At 66.9% G+C, this 16,527-nt stretch carries 12 protein-coding genes and 1 tRNA gene; 6 read left to right on the top strand and 7 right to left on the bottom strand.

Going from position 1 to position 16,527, the window contains the following annotated elements:
- Nucleotides 1–179: 179 nt before the first annotated feature.
- A complete protein-coding gene (locus IFT54_RS15570) occupies nt 180–1,559 on the top strand; it encodes a sensor domain-containing diguanylate cyclase (protein ID WP_192071286.1) in 1,380 nt (459 codons plus the stop codon).
- Between the two features lie 5 nt (nt 1,560–1,564).
- Nucleotides 1,565–2,965 carry a methyl-accepting chemotaxis protein gene (locus IFT54_RS15565; RefSeq protein WP_192071285.1) on the top strand — a complete coding sequence of 467 codons (1,401 nt, stop codon included), beginning with the start codon at nt 1,565–1,567 and terminating at the stop codon, nt 2,963–2,965.
- A 33-nt stretch (nt 2,966–2,998) separates the two neighbouring features.
- Here the strand turns inward: IFT54_RS15565 and IFT54_RS15560 are convergent, their stop codons facing one another.
- The 3 genes from IFT54_RS15560 to IFT54_RS15550 form a co-directional block, all read right to left on the bottom strand.
- A complete protein-coding gene (locus IFT54_RS15560; RefSeq protein ID WP_244649067.1) occupies nt 2,999–5,998 on the bottom strand; it encodes a TonB-dependent receptor plug domain-containing protein in 3,000 nt (999 codons plus the stop codon).
- A gap of 130 nt (nt 5,999–6,128) precedes the next feature.
- Entirely contained in the window at nt 6,129–6,806 is a 678-nt protein-coding gene (locus IFT54_RS15555) for a FadR/GntR family transcriptional regulator (RefSeq protein WP_037529848.1), read from the bottom strand.
- A 39-nt stretch (nt 6,807–6,845) separates the two neighbouring features.
- Nucleotides 6,846–8,192 carry a GntP family permease gene (locus tag IFT54_RS15550; RefSeq protein ID WP_031439619.1) on the bottom strand — a complete coding sequence of 449 codons (1,347 nt, stop codon included), beginning with the start codon at nt 8,190–8,192 and terminating at the stop codon, nt 6,846–6,848.
- Nucleotides 8,193–8,531: 339 nt separating this feature from the next.
- On the opposite strand from IFT54_RS15550, the gene IFT54_RS15545 reads away from it, so the two are divergent.
- Together IFT54_RS15545 and IFT54_RS15540 are read left to right on the top strand one after the other, a co-directional pair.
- Nucleotides 8,532–8,771 (top strand): helix-turn-helix domain-containing protein, encoded by a 240-nt coding sequence (locus IFT54_RS15545; RefSeq protein WP_342354844.1) that lies wholly within the window; start codon nt 8,532–8,534, stop codon nt 8,769–8,771.
- An 85-nt stretch (nt 8,772–8,856) separates the two neighbouring features.
- Nucleotides 8,857–11,853 carry a glycosyl hydrolase family 28-related protein gene (locus tag IFT54_RS15540; RefSeq protein WP_192071304.1) on the top strand — a complete coding sequence of 999 codons (2,997 nt, stop codon included), beginning with the start codon at nt 8,857–8,859 and terminating at the stop codon, nt 11,851–11,853.
- 33 nt (nt 11,854–11,886) lie between these two features.
- On the opposite strand, the gene IFT54_RS15535 is transcribed toward IFT54_RS15540, so the two are convergent.
- From IFT54_RS15535 to IFT54_RS15525, 3 genes are all read right to left on the bottom strand, one after another.
- Nucleotides 11,887–11,962 (bottom strand) — tRNA-Thr (locus IFT54_RS15535).
- 17 nt (nt 11,963–11,979) lie between these two features.
- Nucleotides 11,980–12,834 carry a hypothetical protein gene (locus IFT54_RS15530; RefSeq protein ID WP_192071283.1) on the bottom strand — a complete coding sequence of 285 codons (855 nt, stop codon included), beginning with the start codon at nt 12,832–12,834 and terminating at the stop codon, nt 11,980–11,982.
- A 74-nt stretch (nt 12,835–12,908) separates the two neighbouring features.
- A complete protein-coding gene (locus tag IFT54_RS15525; protein WP_192071282.1) occupies nt 12,909–14,228 on the bottom strand; it encodes a replication-associated recombination protein A in 1,320 nt (439 codons plus the stop codon).
- A 176-nt stretch (nt 14,229–14,404) separates the two neighbouring features.
- Between IFT54_RS15525 and IFT54_RS15520 the strand changes: the two genes are divergently transcribed.
- Both IFT54_RS15520 and IFT54_RS15515 read left to right on the top strand, forming a co-directional pair.
- A complete protein-coding gene (locus tag IFT54_RS15520; protein WP_031439614.1) occupies nt 14,405–15,016 on the top strand; it encodes a PadR family transcriptional regulator in 612 nt (203 codons plus the stop codon).
- Nucleotides 15,013–15,303: a DUF2218 domain-containing protein gene (locus IFT54_RS15515; protein WP_192071281.1), complete on the top strand. Its 291-nt coding sequence runs from the start codon at nt 15,013–15,015 to the stop codon at nt 15,301–15,303. The genes IFT54_RS15520 and IFT54_RS15515 overlap by 4 nt, the downstream gene beginning before the upstream one ends.
- A 37-nt stretch (nt 15,304–15,340) precedes the next feature.
- Here IFT54_RS15515 and IFT54_RS15510 read toward each other — a convergent pair whose 3' ends face one another.
- Complete coding sequence (locus IFT54_RS15510; RefSeq protein ID WP_031395274.1) at nt 15,341–16,492, bottom strand: glycosyltransferase family 4 protein; 1,152 nt, start codon at nt 16,490–16,492, stop codon at nt 15,341–15,343.
- Nucleotides 16,493–16,527: the final 35 nt, after the last annotated feature.

The raw sequence follows: 16,527 nt of genomic DNA, 5'->3' as shown, positions 1-16,527 counted from the left end.
CTCCTCACGGAACCTGAATCAGATCGCGCCTCTCACATCAATGGGTCCTGACCCTAGGCCGCACGGTTCGTCGCCCGGACCGCGCCAAAAAAGCGCCGACGCGCCCGGGGCCCCATGGTGCCGGCCTATAATGGAGGCCGGACGTGTCGTTGCACGCCCGTCACTCCGAGAGTTTCGGCATGGATACGAAGATCAACGTCGCGGACGGCGGCGGCAGATGGGATATGGCGAACGCCCCGTTCGTCGTCGACGCGCTGGCACGTTCGATCCCGACGGTGCAATTCTCGATGGAAGGCGAGGTACTGGCGGTCAATGATCGCTATCTGCGCATTTTCGGTCGCGAGGCGCACGACCTGATCGGCTGCTATCACAGCAGCTTCGTCCGGCTGACCGCGGCGGGGGCGGCGGACTATGCGACCGTCTGGAACACGCTGCGCAAGGGGCGTCTGATCCAGACCGAGTTCGGCAGCGTCGCCAAGGATGGTCGCGAAGTCTGGTTGCAGGCGACCTACATGCCGGTGCTGGACAGCAACGGCGTCCCGCAGCGCGTGTTCAAGCTCGCCGACGATATCACGCATGAGCATCAGCATGCCGCTGACCATATCAAGATGCTCGAGGCGATCTCGCGATCGACCGCGATGATCGAATTCACGCTCGACGGGACGATCCTGTCGGCCAATCCGCTCTATCTGGCGATCACCGGCTATACCGAGACCGACATTCGCGGCCGGCATCACCGCATGTTCGTGACCCCCGAGGACGCCTGCGATCCCAGCTATGACCGATTCTGGGAACGGCTGCGCGAGGGGGAGTTCATACGATCGGAATTCCGGCGGATCGGGCGGGACGGGCGGCCGATCTGGCTGCAGGCGAGCTACAACCCCATCCTCGACGCGTGCGGCAAGCCGACACGGATCGTCAAGATCGCGACCGACGTCACCGAATCGGTCGAGCTGCGCCTCGAAAACGCGCATCACGCTTTCAGCGACGCGCTGACCCAGCTCGCCAATCGGCGACGGTTCAACCGGACGCTGGCGGAGGAGGTCCGCCGCGTGATCCGGTCGGGTGACGACCTGTCGCTGATCCTCATCGACATCGATCATTTCAAGCGGTTCAACGATAATCATGGTCATCAGCAGGGCGATGCGTGCCTGCGGATCGTCGCGACCGCCATCCGGTCAGCGGTGCGGCGCGCCAACGATCTGGTCGCGCGTTTCGGCGGCGAGGAATTCGCGGTGCTGCTGCCCAGTGCCGGTGCCGATGTTGCGGCGACCGCGGCGGAAACGATCCGTGCGGCGGTCGAGAGGCTGCGTGTCGAACACCAGGACGGGACGCGACCGGTACTGACCGTCAGCGTGGGTCACGCATCGCTCAGCCGGGATCACCGCAGCGCGGACGTCCTCGCCGACGATCTCGTCGAGCGCGCGGACCGTGCGCTCTACCGGGCCAAGGAAGCCGGCCGCAACACCGTGTGCGACGACCGCGCCATCCATCCCAGGGGCTCCGTGACGCCGCCGTTCCGCGCGCCATTTTCCCGCTCGATCTCTCCCAAAGGATAACCCGAATGCTATGGTTCAAAGCCGACGCGCCTATCCGCCTGAAACTGCTGATCGCCTTTTCCAGTTTCGTCGTTCTGGTCGCCTGCACCGCAATTGCGGGATTGATCCTTAAGGGCACCGCGCTGATCGGCGCGGGCGTTGCGGCAACGCTGATCGCGGTTGGGCTTGGCTATACGTATCGCGAAATGATCGCGGTGCCCTATGTCACCACCGTCGTTCGTATGGAGGCGCTGGCCGCGGGTGATCTCGAAAGCCCGATCGAGTTCACGAACTTTCGCGACTGCGTCGGCCGCATGACCAAGGCGATGGGAACGTTCCAGGAGAATGCGCGGGTGCAGATTGCGCTGAACGTCGAGGCGTCACGCAACGCCGATGTGGTCAACCGCATGGCGCAGAATTTCAAGCAGGTGGCCGAGGGCAATCTAACTGTCGACATCACCGAGGACTATCCGGCGATCTACGAGGACCTGAAAGCGAACTTCAATATCGCGCTTGCCAGCTTGCGCGACCTGATCCGCTCGGTCGCGCAGGGCGCCTCCAGGATCCAGATCGGCTCGGGCGAGATTGCGCAGGCGTCCGAGGATCTGGCGCGGCGAACCGAGAGCACCGCGGCGAGCCTGGAGGAGACGTCGGCGGCGATCCATCAGATGGACAATCGCCTGAAGGATACCGCGCAGGGCGCGACGCGGTCGGTGGCGACGTCCGAGCAGGCGCTGAGCGCGCTCGATCATGGACGCCACAAGACCGACACGGCGGTCCAGGCGATGGAGCGCGTCAGCGATAGCGCAAAGGGGATCGACAGCGTCATCGAGGGACTCGACAAGATCGCGTTCCAGACCCGCGTCCTGGCGATGAACGCGGCGGTCGAGGCGGGACGCGCGGGCGATGCCGGACGTGGCTTTGCGGTGGTCGCCGATCTGGTGTCCGCGCTGGCGATGCGCGCGGAGGAAGAGGCCAAGCGCGCGCGTAACCAGCTGACCGTGACGCAGGTCGATATCGGTGCGGCGGTCGACGCGGTGCAATTGGTCGATCAGGCGCTGTCGGGGATCGTCGCCTCGGGGCGTGAAGCGGCGGATATTTCGCGGCAGATCGCGACCGACAACCAGGCGCAGGCGCTTGCTATCACCGAGGTGAGCGCCGCGGTCGGCAGCATGGACCAGGCGACGCAGAAGAACGCGGCGATGGTCGAGCAGACGTCCGCCGCGGCGCGGCAACTCGCGCAGGAGGTTCAGCTGCTCTCGCAACACGCGCAACGCTTCGTCGTCGATGGCGGCGGGGTCCGGCAGGCGGCACCGGCCTCGGCGGCGCAGCCGGCAACGGGCGGACGCGACCATTACACGCTGGCGAGCGATACCCGGCGGCTGCCCGCCTCCGCGATCACCGCGCTGACCCGGCCGAGCTGGTAGGACCGGCCAGCCGGGTCGGGTGCGGGTCCTGGTCTAGAAGCGGGCGCGCATGCCGATCCGGTAGATACGGCCGAGCGTGTCGTAGAGCGCGGGGTTCACGTCGAGGCCGGTATTGGTCTGCGGCGCGGGTTCGGGATCGTGATCGAACATGTTGTCGACCTTGAAGAACAGGCTGACCTGCTTGGACAGGTTCACCGACCCGCCAAGATCGACGTAGAAGGCGCCTTTCATCGTGTTGTAATCGATCGTCGGGTTATTGGCGGTCGAAGCGGGGCAGGCGGTCGTGCACACGACATACTGGTTGCCGAAATTGCCGTCGGAGAACCAGCGTTCCTGCAACGTCAGACTGAAGAGATCATTGTCGTAGCTCTGCGTGGCGAGCCATTTCCAGTCGGGTGTCGCCCCATTGTTGGCGCCCGCCTGGTCGACCGTCGCGACACCGGCGATGCCTGCCTTCACGAGGAACTCGCGGACATTGGTGCCGAGCGCGCGGAGGGTGAAATTGCCCGGCAGGCCGAGCGGCCGCTTCCACTGGTAGCTCGCCTCGATGTCGAACCCGCTGGTCTTCCACGAGGCGAGGTTGAATGGCTGGACGTTGATGAAATTGCCGCCCTGGGTCGGGCTGTTCAGGACGAAGCCGCCGCAGAACGCCTGATTGCCCTCGAAGCAGAAGCGCACGATCTGGTCCGCCGACAGCGTCGAGATCACGCCGTCAAGCTTGATGCTGTAATAGTCGAACGACAGGCCGAGCCCGGGCAGCCAGGACGGGTGCGACAGGACGATTCCGGCCTCGGTATTGCGCGCGATCTCGGGCTTCAGGTCCGGATTGCCGATGGTGTTCTGGAACGCCTGGACGCCGCCGCCGGGGGGGAAGGGGTTGGTGAAGTTGGGCAGCGTCGTGACGGTCGGCGCGGCGAACAGTTCGGACAAATTGGGTGCGCGGACGTCGCGCGACGTCACCGCGCGCAGGCGGATGCCGTCGAGCGGCGTCTCCCAGGTGCCGCCGATCTTCCACGCCCAGATCGTCCCCGACGTGCTGTAATGCGTGACGCGACCCGCACCGTTCAGGTTCGCGCGACCGATTGCATCGCCCTTGAACAGCGGCAGGTTCAGCTCGAGAAAGCCTTCATAGACCTCGTATTTGCCGCCACCGTTCTTGTAGTTGCCCGCCGCCCAGTTGCTGCCCAAAGTCGAGTTGAGCAGCGGGTCCGCGGGATAGTCGGCGCTGTTGGGGCTGAGCGCAGTGACGCCGGCGCCATAGGGATCGCCGTGGACGCGGTAATATTCCCGCCGATATTCGCCGCCGAACGCGACCGCGAGCGGCCCCGCCCACAGGCCGAGCGGTTCGCCCGAGAAGTTGAGGCTGGCGACGTCCTGCGTGAGCTTGGTCCGCTGCAACGGTCCGTTGACCGGCGTGACATAGGCGAGCGCTGCGGCGGAGGGGGGCGACCCGCCGAAGATGTTGATCGGCTGACACCCGGCAGCGCGCGCGGCGGCGTCGGCGCAGACGATCGCGCCGTTCAGCGTGATAGCGTTGGCGGCCGCGACATAGCGGTTCTGCAACACGGTGTTCTCGACATCGATATGCGCGATCGTAATGCCATGTTCGTAATAGCCGTCATAATTCCAGTCGGTGCCGGCCAGATCGAACCGCCCCTTAAGCCCGCCCACGAACCGGTATTGGCGGCGGTCGGTCTGCACCAGCGGATCGGGGAAATTGCCGTTGCTCGTGCCGAAGCCGAACTGCGTGATCCCGGCGGTCGCACAGCGATCGCGGATCAGCTGCGGCAGATACGGATTGGCGCACTGCACGGTCAGACTGGGGCGGTTATAGCCCGGGCTCGGCTGGTTGCTCGTCTTCACCTGCGCGAGGTTGACGGTGACATAGGCTTCGTTGTTCTCGGCAAAGTCGAAACCGACGCGGGTAAAGCCGTTGAGGCGTTCGAGAGAGGATTTGAGCGATGCGCCCGAGCCGGGTGCACCCGACAGGTCGCCGCCGACGCAGAAGCTGTTGCCGGGGAAGCAGCCGGTCACGCCACCCGTCCCGGTCGGGCGGCCGTTCGACCCGTAGTTGAAGTTGAACGGCGCGCCATTCTGGTCGAACGCGATCCCCTGTAGCGGGCCGTTGTTGATCAGCCCGAACCGCGCATATTGATAGGGCTGGGCATAGTCGCGATAGTTGAACTGCGGCAGGCCGTTATTCGCCTGGCCGGTATTGACCAGCGTCGTCGCGCGGTACCAGTCGCGCCCCTTGGCGAGATCGGTGCCGAAATCACCCGGCCCGACGCCGTCCTCATGATCATATTCGGCGCTGACGATCAGATGCAGCCGGTCGCCCAGCAGCGCCTTGCCGAACGCCGCCTGGACCAGCGCCTGCTGATCGTCGCCGTAATTGGTGATGCCGCCCTGGATATTGCCCTTGAACCCGGTGAACCGCGTGTCGGTGATGAAGTTGACCACGCCGCCGACCGCGTCCGAGCCGTAAGAAGCGGACGCACCGCCCGTGACGACGTCGACGCGCTTGACGAGCAGTTGTGGGAACATGCTGATGTCCGGAACGCCCGTCACGTTCGCGCCGACGACGCGTTGCCCGTCGAGCAGGGTCAGCGTCCGGATCGGTCCAAGACCCCGCAGCGAAAACGAGCTCAGTCCCTGCGTGCCGCTCGACGTGCTGAACGTGCCGGTCGCTGCGCCGGTCGAGCCTTGCAGCGACGGCAACTGCGCGATCGCGTTGAAGATGTTCGGCTGGGCATTTTTGAGGATCTGTTCCTCGCCGATCACGGTCGTCGGCGTCGGCGCGTTGAACCCGCTGGTGGTGATGCGCGTGCCGGTGACGACGATGTCGGCCGCGGACGCCGGCGGCGGGCTGTCCTCGGCAAGCGGCGTTGCCGGCGTCACGGTCGGGGGCGGGGCCGGGGGGGCGGTCTGGGCGAGAACGGGTGTCCCGATCAGCGCGATCGCCGACACCATCATCCCGGTCGCGGTGCCGCCGATGCGTGCGGCAAAATCTCGGTCGTGCCTGGCCTTCGCCATGATCCCATCCCCTTTCGGTCATGGCCCAGGCCGTCTGTCCGGTCCGGGTCCGCAATCCGTTATGCGGCGATCCTATCGTGGACCGGCGGGGGGAACATCTACGACCATCGTCGCAACGTTCGGGGTGCAATCAGGGCATGAGACGTTTGCGGCCCTGCGACAAATGCCAGCGCATCGCCAGCGCGGCACCGTCCGCGTCCTGCGCCCGGATCGCCTCGACGATCGCGTCATGCTCGTCCATCATCGCGCCGATCACCTCCGGCGCGCGCGATCGCGATATGTCCACGCCGGCGCGCAGGATTCGCATCACCGCATCCTGGAGATGCTCGAACACCGGCAGGAACGCCGCGTTGGCGGTCGCCTCGACGATCGCGCGGTGGAGCAGCCAGTCCTCGTCGTGCGCCGGCGCGTTGGACAGCAATGCCGCGCGCAACGCTTCCAGCGCCTGCTCGATCGCCGCGAGCTGTTCGTCCGAGCGTCGCTGCGCCGCCAGCCGTGCCGCCTCCGCCTCGAGCACGAAGCGGACCTCATAGGTGCCGAGAGTCGCGGCGAGCGCATCCATCGGCATGTGCGTGCCGAGCCGCGCGGACGGCCGCCGCTTGACATAGGAGCCCGCGCCAAGCCGCGCCTGGGTGATACCGTCCGAGGCGAGCCGGGCGAGCGCCTCGCGGACGATCGTCCGCGACATGCCGAACATCGCCGCGAGCTTCGCCTCCGATGGCAGCCGGTCGCCGATCGCGAGTTCCTCATCGGTGATGATCCGCACGATCGCGGTATAGGCGCGATCCGCCAGCCGCCCCTCGCTCACGGGCACCCGCCCCCTCTCGTCACTGCATCCTGTCCCATCTCAGACGACATAGCTCAGCGCCAGGACGAGGACGAGGCCGACCACCGAGATCGCAGTCTCGAGCAGCGACCAGGTGCGGAAGGTGTCGGCGGTACTCGTGCCGACATAGCTTTTGACCAGCCAGAAGCCGGGATCGTTGACATGGCTGAAGAAGACCGAGCCCGCGCCGATCGCGAGCACGACGAGTTCGGGGGAGACGCCCGAGTTCGCGACGACGCCGGGCATGATCCCGACCGCGGTGATCGTCGCGACCGTCGCCGACCCCGCCGCGAGCCGGATCGCGACCGCGACAAGCCAGCCCAGCAGCAGCGGGGAGATTGCGTACATCAGCACCGTTCGGGCGAGCAGGTCGGACAGCCCGGCGGTCACCAGCACCTGTTTCAGTGCGCCGCCCGCGCCGATCGCCAGCAGGATTGCCCCCGCCGCGCCCATCGTTTCATGCCACACCGCGTCCTGGATCGCCGCCTCGCGCAGCCGTCGCCCGAACAGCAGCGGCAGCGCGACGAGGTTGGTCAGCAGCAGCGCGACGACCGGGTTGCTCGCCGCGACGAGCCAGCCCGCCCCCTTCAGCGCGGGCATCATCTGGCCCAGTTCGCCGGTCGCGATCATCAGCACCGGCAGCAGCACGATCAGCAGCGACCAGAGCCGCGGCGGCGGTGCTATGGCGAGCCCGGCGTCGGTCGCGACGGGTGAGGCCAGCCGGACGCCGCGAGTCGTGATCTTCGCCAGCAGCGGACCCGCGATCACCGCGGTGGGGATCGCGATCAGGATGCCGTACAGCATCGTCCGCCCCAGATCCGCGCCCAGCGCCTCGACCGCCAGCAACGGACCCGGATGCGGCGGGACGAGCGCATGGACGACGCCGAGCCCGGCCAGCGCGGGCATGATCAGCCGGAGCTTGGCGGCATCCCGTACCGGGCCGTCTTCGCCCGTCATTTCCTCCGCGGCGGCGACGACGATCGGCAGCAGCAGGACGAGCCCGGTTTCGAAGAACAGCGGCAGGCCGACGACGATCGCAATGCCCAGCGTTGCCCAGGGGGCGGCGCGTGCGCCGGTCATCTGCAGCGCGCCGCGGGCGAGCGACGCCGCGGCCCCAGACAAATGCAGCATCGCGCCGAGCGACAGGCCGAGCGCGACGACGAGCCCGGTCCCGCCGATGATGTCGCCGACACCCTTCTGCACCGCCTTGGCGACGTCGGGCAGCGGCAGGCCGGCCAGCAGCCCGACGGTAAACGCGCCGCACAACAGGCCGATAAAGGGATGCAGCCGGCCGCGGACGATCATCACGACGGCCAGCGCGATGCCCGCCAGTGCTGCGATCACGAGCCTCAGGTCGCCGCCGATCACGGATGGGTGCCGTTCGTTCGCATGCGACCGCGCTGTGACTGCATCATCGACATCACTCCCAATGATCCGGCGACGCGTTCGCCTGCCGGTTTGGCGACAGCTGTAGGACAGGTTTCTGTCTGACGACACCGAAAAGGCTTGATCACCGCGAAAATGCGGAGGCATAGTGAGGACCTGTCCAACCGACTCCGCAAGAGAGATGGGTGGGCGGGCACTGAGAAGCCTTTGACCGCGGCGATCGACCGGGGCGTGAAAAGCCGACAGCAGAGGAGGATGACCATGGACGGGACTGCCCAGACCGCACGGCAAATCCAGCACGCCCCCACGACCTCGAACGCGATCTCGAACGCGGGCCAGGCGCTTGCCGTGCGCGCGCCGCTGCCGCGGCTGACGCCGACGCAGATCAAGGTGCTGCGCGGGGTGCATTCGGGATTGCTCAACAAGCAGATCGCCTTCGATCTCGGCATCGCGGAAGCGACCGTGAAGGCGCACATGACCGCGTTGATGCGCAAGCTCAACGTGCGCAACCGCACGCAGGTCGCGGTTCTCGCGCATACGCTCATGCTGCAGGCGGCCTGACCCGGCTACGACCTTTGTCGCGCCTGAAGCGATCAGCGGCCTGCATTAGGCCGGCACCCGGGCGGCACTCACGGAGAGATGAATGATGGACGTGAAATGGCTGGCGGGCACGGCGCTGCTGCTGCTCGCGACCCCGGCGTTCGCCGGGACGACGTCGGTCTATCACACCGCGCCGGCCGATCCGCGGGCGATCACGGTCCGCGGCGTCGGCGATGGTCGCGCCGATGACAGCGCCGCGATACAGCAGGCGATCGACGCAGCGGCGGCGGGCGGCAAGGGCGGCGTCGTCTTTCTGCCATCGGGCCGGTACCGGATCAGCCGGACGATCTTCGTCCGCTCGGCGGTTCGCCTGTTCGGGGTGGGACCGACCCGGCCCGAGATCCTGCTCGCGGATAACAGTGCAGGCTTCGCATCCGGGGTGGCCGCGATGGTCAGCTTCACCGGCGAGGATCAATACCGGGTCGGCAAGGCGCCGGTGCCGCCGCGGACCAGCGTGCCGTTCGATCCGAGCATCTTCGACGCGACGTCGAGCACCTTCTACTCGGCGCTGTCGAACATCGACTTCCGGATCGGCGCGGGCAATGCGGGCGCGGTCGCGGTGCGCTTCCGTGTCGCGCAGCATGGCTATCTGCGGCATGCCGATTTTCACATCGGATCGGGGTTGGCGGGCGTCTATCAGGCGGGCAATGCCTTCGAGAATCTGCGCTTCTTCGGTGGGCGCTATGGCATCATGTCGGAAAAGACGTCGCCCGCCTGGCAGTTCACGCTGCTCGATTCGGAGTTTTCCGGGCAGCGCGATGCTGCGATCCGCGAGCATGAGGTCGATCTGACTTTGGTCAACGTCGTCATCCGCGACACGCCGGTCGGTATCGAGATCGATCGCGGCTATTCGGATTCGCTGTGGGGGAAGGACGTCCGGTTCGAAAAAGTGACGCGTGCGGGCGTCGTCGTCTCGAACGAGGGCAGCGTCTTCACGCAGATCGGGTTCGACAATGCGGTGGCGGTCAACACCCCGGTCTTCGTGCGGTTTCGCGACAGCGGCAAGACGGTGGCGGGATCGGGCGCGCGCTACCGGGTCAGCGACTTCTCCTATGGCCTGAAGCTGCCGGCGCTGGGTGTGATCGGCGACTATGCGACCGATGTCGCGATGACGCCGCTCGCTCGCTCGCCCGCTCGGCCCGCGCGCGCAATCCGGGCCATGCCGCCGGTTCAGGACTGGGCCAATGTCCATGATCTCGGCGTCAAAGGCGACGACGAGACCGACGATACCGCCGCATTGCAACGCGCGATCGACACGCACCGCGTGCTGTATTTCCCGACCGGGCGCTACCGCGTCACCGACACGATCCGCCTCCGGCCCGACACCGCGCTGATCGCGCTGCATCCCGGGCTCACGCATCTCTATCTGGCCGATGCGACACCGGCCTTCATGGGGGTCGGGGGACCCAAGGCGCTGATCGAAAGCGCCAAGGGGGGCGATGCGATCGTGTCCGGGCTGGGGCTGTGGACCGGCGGCGTCAACCCGCGCGCGACCGCATTGCTGTGGAAGGCGGGCGAGGCGTCGATGGTCAACGACGTCAAGATCCAGGGCGGCGGCGGCACCGCGCTGACCAAGGGAAGCCCGATCGGCTTCGGTGATCCGCGTGCGCGCTTCGACGGGCAATATCCCAGCATCTGGGTGACGGACGGTGGCGGCGGCACCTTCGCCGCCTTGTGGTCCCCCAACACGCTGGCATCGGCGGGGTTTCACGTGTCGAACACCAGCACGCCGGGCCATGTCTACCAATTGTCGGCCGAGCATCATTATCGCGCCGAAATCGTTCTCGATCATGTCGCGAACTGGGAATTCCTCGCACCACAGACCGAGCAGGAGGTTCGCGACGGCGTCGACGCGATCTCGACCGAGATCCGTCATTCGCGCAACATCCTGTTCGCCAATTATCACGGCTACCGCGTCACGCGCTCGATCAAGCCGATGGATGCGGCGATCAAGCTCTACGAGTCGGGCGATATCCGTTTTCGCAACGTCCATGTGAACGCGGAGAGCGGCTTTGCGAGCTGCGATGCCAAGGGCTGCGGCACCTTCCTGCGGGCGAGCAAATATCCTTTCGAAAACGCGATCAAGGACATCACCGGCGGGCAGCAGGTCCGCGAGCGTGAGTTCGCCCGGCTCGACGTGCCCGCGGCGCCTGCGCCCAAGACACTGGTTACCGCGGCGGTCGAGAAGCTCGCCGACGGCTTTTATTCGATCGCCGGCGGTGCAGTCGACGCGAACGGCAAACTCTACTTCATCGACCGCCATTTCCAGCGCATTCACGGCTGGTCGAAGCGCGAAGGTCTGTCGATCGTCGCGGAGGCGCCGCTCGATCCGGTCAATCTGATGGTCGATCGATCGGGGCGGCTGCTGGTCCTGTCGTCGGCGGGACGCGATGCCACGGTCTACAGCATCGATCCGGCAAAGCCCGCCGACGTCCAGGTCATCGCGCCGACCGCGATCGCCGCGTCCGGCCCGGCGACCAGCGATGCCGCCACGGTGCTGCCGGTCAACGTCTGGGAAAACGGGGAATTCGCGGACCGGATCGATCCCGTCACCTATCAGTATCCGACGATGGCGGACCTGTTCGCGACGAAGATGGGCGAGGCCAAGGCGGCGCACTATGTGTCCCCCGACGGTTCGCTCGCGCTCCCTGCCTTTCGCGTGTGGAACCAGGGGCCGGACGATCATCAGGGATGGCGCTGGTCGGATACGCTCAATGCGAACGGCTTCGTTGCCGCGCGGCCCGGCGAGCGCGTCGTCCTGACCAACGCGTCGGAGAACCGCACCTATAGCGGTCTGGTCGGTGCGCAGGGCAAGGTCACCGACCTGAAGCCGGTGGCCGATCGCGGTGGCGAAAGCGTCGCGCGCGATGCCGCGGGCCGGCTCTATGTCGCCAATGGGCAGGTGTTCGTCTATGATGCCGGGGGTGCGCTGGTCCGGCGGATCGACGTGCCCGACCGCCCGCTGCAGCTGGTGATCGGCGGCCCCGACAACCACACGCTCTTCATCCTCACCCACCATGCGCTTTACGCCACAGCTATCTGAGGGCGCGCGCGGTGGTGCGGTCGGGTGGAGGAATGGTGCCGGTTGCAGGAATCGAACCCGCGACATCCAGTTTACAAAACTGGCGCTCTACCAACTGAGCTAAACCGGCAGCGGGCGCCTCATGCGTCAGGTGACGCCGAACGTCCAGCCTTCGGTTGCAGCAATAAGCGAAGTCATCGCCCGAGGACACCAGAAATCGGCATTCTTCGCATTGGCGCGGAGCCAGGCCGCGGTCAGGATCGCGTCGGTCGCATGGTCGTCATAGCGCGCGAGGGGGCGGTGCGGTGCGGAGCCGAGCGCTGCGAGCGCGGCGTCGAGCGTCGCGCCGTCGCGCATCTTGCTGCGGCCGACGGGGCGCCCCGCGGCGCGCGCGGCGATGCTGGTATAGATTTCGACGATCGCGGCGCCCGATCGCGGCGGGGCATCGAACGGCCAGACCGGGATCCGCCCGTCGAGACGGTGCAGCAGGCGCATCCCGGCAAAGCTCGCCTTGGCGACCTGCGCCGCGCCGATCGCGTCATACACGGTCGAAGGTTTGCGGCTGCCGTCGTCCGGCATCTCGCACCGACGCCAGTGCAGGAAATCCGCCTTGGTCCCGTCCGCCGCGCCGAGATAGAAATGCGTGCCGCGGCGGCGCTCGATGAACGATGCGGCGCCGAGATCGGCATCGTCGCTCTGCGCGTCGACCATCGCCCAGAGCGCGCGGGCATCGGCGGTCGGCGGTTCACCGGGCAGATGCGCACCACGGGTCACGAAGGGGGCGGAAAAGCTGAAGTCGAAGCCGGCAAGCAACGGCAAATCGCGGCGTGCGACCAGCCAGTCGAGCACCGCCTGGCGTGACCAGATCCCGTCCGGCGCGGGGACAAGCGTCGGGGCGGCGTGATCACGGCCACAGATCGCAACGGCGATCCCCTTGTGCCGCTGTCCTTTCGCGCCGGACCAGTCGATCGCGACGAACTGCGTGAAGTGATCGGGGGTCATCGAAGACGCACGCAGCACACATCGACCCGGCGGGGCGCGGGCCGTCCAGTCGTCTCACAGGCGTTCATGCGGGGCTAGGCGTCCTTGGCCTGCCGGCGTTCGTCCCACCAGGCGAGGCGCTCGGCAATACGCTTCTCGAACCCGCGGTCGGTCGGCGCGTAGAAGGTCTGCGGCGTCATCTCGTCGGGCCAATAGTCCGACCCCGAAAAGGCGTTCTCGGCATCATGGTCATAGGCATAGCCCTTGCCATAGCCGATATCGCGCATGAGCTTGGTGGGGGCGTTGCGGATCGCGGCGGGCGGCATCAGCGACCCCGTCTCGCGCGCCGATTTCCAGGCCGCCTTCTGCGCCTTGTAGACCGCGTTCGATTTGGGCGCGGTGGCGAGATAGACACAGGCCTGGGCGATCGCGAGTTCGCCTTCGGGACTACCAAGGAAATCATAGGTGTCCTTGGCGGCGATACACTGGACGAGCGCCTGGGGGTCGGCGAGACCGATATCCTCGACCGCGGCGCGTGTCAGGCGGCGCAGCAGGAACAGCGGTTCCTCGCCCGCGGTGAGCATCCGTCCGAGATAATAGAGCGCCGCCTGCGGATCGCTGCCGCGGATCGATTTGTGCAGCGCGCTGATGAGGTTGTAATGCCCTTCGCGATCCTTGTCGTACACCGCGACGCGGCGCTGGAGGAAGTTCGACAGCCCCGCGGGGTCGAGTGGTTCGGGCAGGTCGACCGAGAACAATGTCTCCGCCTGGTTGAGCAGGAACCGTCCATCGCCGTCTGCGCTGGCGATCAGCGCATCGGTCGCCTCGGGTGTGAGCGGGAGCGAGCGGTCCATCAGCGTCGCCGCGCGGGTCAGCAGCAGTTCGAGCGCGCCGCGGCCCAGTCGCTCGAGGATCAGGACCTGCGCGCGGCTGAGCAGTGCCGCGTTGAGCTCGAAGGACGGGTTTTCCGTCGTCGCGCCGACCAGCGTCACCGTGCCGTCTTCCACATAGGGAAGAAACCCGTCCTGCTGCGCGCGATTGAAGCGGTGGATCTCGTCGACGAACAACAGCGTACGCTTGCCCAGTCGCGCGTGGTCGCGGGCTTCGGCAAACGCCTTTTTCAGATCGGCCACGCCCGAGAAGACCGCGGAGATCGCGACGAACCGCAGATCGACCGCGTCGGCGAGCAGGCGCGCGATCGTCGTCTTGCCGGTGCCGGGCGGTCCCCAGAGGATAATCGACGACAGCCGTCCCGCCGCCACCATCCGCCCGATCGCCCCGCCTGCGCCGGTGATGTGATCCTGCCCAACGACCTCGTCGAGCGTCCGCGGACGCAGGCGATCAGCGAGCGGTGCGTTTTCGGGATGCGCGTCGGGTGGGGGGGCGGGTTCGAAACCCGCGAAAAGGTCGGCCATGCTTGCAATGTAGTCGATACGCACGACTGTGCCACCCTGGGCCTAGCCTCGCGTTCCACTGTCTGACCACGCGTCCTCTGCCCAAGACATGCGAAAGATATATCTTGGTAGATCTTGCGAAGCACAGCTGAAGATATATCTTGCACGTATCGGGATACGCTCGACAGGAGATTCGAATGTTCATGCACATGCACGGCCGCGGATGCGGTCATCGTGACGGACACCATGCCGCGATGGGCGGCGGCTATGGCGGCGGTCGGGGCGGCGGGCGCTTCGCCTTCGCCTGGGGGCCGGGTGAGGGTGAGCGGCCGGGGGGCGGACGGCAGCGGCGGATGTTCGACGGGGGCGAACTGCGCCTCGTCCTGCTCAGCCTGATCGCGGATTCGCCGCGCCACGGCTATGACCTGATCCGCGCGATCGAGGAGCTTACCGGGGGCGCCTATGCGCCGAGTCCGGGCGTGGTCTATCCGACGATAACGCTGCTCGACGAAATGGGGCTGATCGAGGAGCAGCAGTCCGAGGGCGCCAAGAAGCGCTTTGCGATCACGCCGGCCGGCACCACGCATCTCGACGAGAATGCAGAGCAGGTCGCGGCGTTGATGGCGCGGCTGGCGGCGGTCGGCGAGCACCGGGAACGCGCGGATCGGGCCCCCATCCGGCGCGCGATGGGCAATCTGCGCCATGCGGTGCAGGACCGGCTGCTCGGCGACGGCTTTTCGGAAGAGGCGGCGCACCAGGTGGCGGCGCTGATCGACGAGGTCGTCCAGAAGATCGAGCGCGTGAAGTGAGCGTGTCGATCGCACGCGTGCCGACGCAGTCGGCGAGCCGGTATCTTCAGCAGCTTGCCAAACACTGGAGCCACAAGATGGAGGTGCGCTTCACCGAACAGGAGGGGCGTATCGCGTTTCCGGGTGGTGCGGTGCTCGAGATGCGCGCGGACATCCAGACGCTCGACGTCGCGCTGTCGGTGCCCGGGGGCGGGGATGTCGAACGGATGCGCGACGTGGTGTCGAGCCATCTCGACCGGTTCGCGTTTCGCGAGGCGCCGCTGACGTTCGACTGGGTGGACGCGTAGCCTTACGGGTGCGCGTCGCCCGCAATTACTCCCACGATCATCGGTGCCGGCGCGCCGTCACCGCCAGATAGGTGTCGAGTACCGTCTGGTTGATCGTGTCCCAGCGATAGCCCGCGGCCTTGGCGTGTCCGGCTTCGCCCATCGACTGCCGCAGCGCGGGATCCGACACGATCCGACCGATCGCATCCGCATAGGCGCCGATATCGGTGGGCGGCACGAGGAAGCCGGTCGTGCCGTCCTCGATCAGGTCGACCGCGCCGGTCGCGCGCGCGGCGACCACGGGGACGCCCGCCGCCATCGCCTCGAGCGTCACGTTGCCGAAGGTCTCGGTGATGCTCGGATTGAAGAACACGTCCATCGACGCGACTGCGCGGCCGAGCGCGTCGCCCGACTGGAAGCCGGCGAACACGGCTTCGGGGACATGGCCCGCGAACCAGTCGCGTGCAGGACCCTGACCGACGACGACCACGCGGTGCGGCACGCCCCGGCGGCGCAGTTCGGTGACGACGTCGGCAAAGACGTCGAGGCCCTTTTCCTTCACCAGCCGGCCGAGAAACCCGACCACCATCTCGTCGTCCGCGATGCCGAGCGACCGGCGCCAGGCCGTGTCGCGCCGCGCCGGGTCGAACCGCGCGTGATCGATACCGCGCGACCAGATGCCGATCGACGACTTCACGCCCCAGCCGCGGAGCAGCTCGGCCATGCTGGTCCCGGGCACCAGGACCTCTTCCACGCGGTTGTAGAAGCGCGTCAGCCGCTTCTTTGCGATCGGCTCGAGGAAGCCGAGCCGGTAATAGCGAAAATAGGTCTCGAACCGGGTGTGGAAGGAGGCAACGGTCGCGATGTCGCGTTTGCGCGCATAGGCGACCGCGGCATGGCCGAGAAACTCGGGCGCCGAGACATGGACGATATTGGGAGCGAACGCGTCGATGTCGCGGCGGACGCGCGGCGTGATCCCAAGTGCGGCGCGATATTCGCCGCGTCCGCCGACCAGCGGGATCGCCGGCACGTCGACCAGATCGCCGATCGCGGGGAAGGCGGGCTCCGCGACCGTCGGCGAATAGACCCGCACCTTGACGCCGCGCGACAGCAAATGGCCGACGAGCAGGTTCAGCGACTGGTTCGCACCATCGCGGACGTAATTATAGTTGCCGCTAAACAGGGCCACGCGGAGGTCGGTCGGCTGCATCGCTCGGGCGGATAGCGTTGCCCGTCGGTTAGCGC

This window comes from Sphingomonas sp. CFBP 13714, from assembly GCF_014842205.1.
Classification (GTDB): Bacteria; Pseudomonadota; Alphaproteobacteria; order Sphingomonadales; family Sphingomonadaceae; genus Sphingomonas; species Sphingomonas aerolata.
Note: the sequence above shows the minus strand (reverse complement) of the source record. Positions and strands in the feature narration are given on the sequence as shown.

Excerpts from the sequence above, each read along its gene's own strand:
- IFT54_RS15570 (WP_192071286.1), top strand. The coding sequence starts at position 180 with ATGGATACGAAGATCAACGTCGCGGACGGCGGCGGCAGATGGGATATG.
- IFT54_RS15565 (WP_192071285.1), top strand. The coding sequence starts at position 1,565 with ATGCTATGGTTCAAAGCCGACGCGCCTATCCGCCTGAAACTGCTGATC.
- IFT54_RS15560 (WP_244649067.1), bottom strand. The coding sequence starts at position 5,998 with ATGGCGAAGGCCAGGCACGACCGAGATTTTGCCGCACGCATCGGCGGC.
- IFT54_RS15540 (WP_192071304.1), top strand. The coding sequence starts at position 8,857 with ATGGACGTGAAATGGCTGGCGGGCACGGCGCTGCTGCTGCTCGCGACC.
- IFT54_RS15530 (WP_192071283.1), bottom strand. The coding sequence starts at position 12,834 with ATGACCCCCGATCACTTCACGCAGTTCGTCGCGATCGACTGGTCCGGC.
- IFT54_RS15525 (WP_192071282.1), bottom strand. The coding sequence starts at position 14,228 with ATGGCCGACCTTTTCGCGGGTTTCGAACCCGCCCCCCCACCCGACGCG.
- IFT54_RS15520 (WP_031439614.1), top strand. The coding sequence starts at position 14,405 with ATGTTCATGCACATGCACGGCCGCGGATGCGGTCATCGTGACGGACAC.
- IFT54_RS15510 (WP_031395274.1), bottom strand. The coding sequence starts at position 16,492 with ATGCAGCCGACCGACCTCCGCGTGGCCCTGTTTAGCGGCAACTATAAT.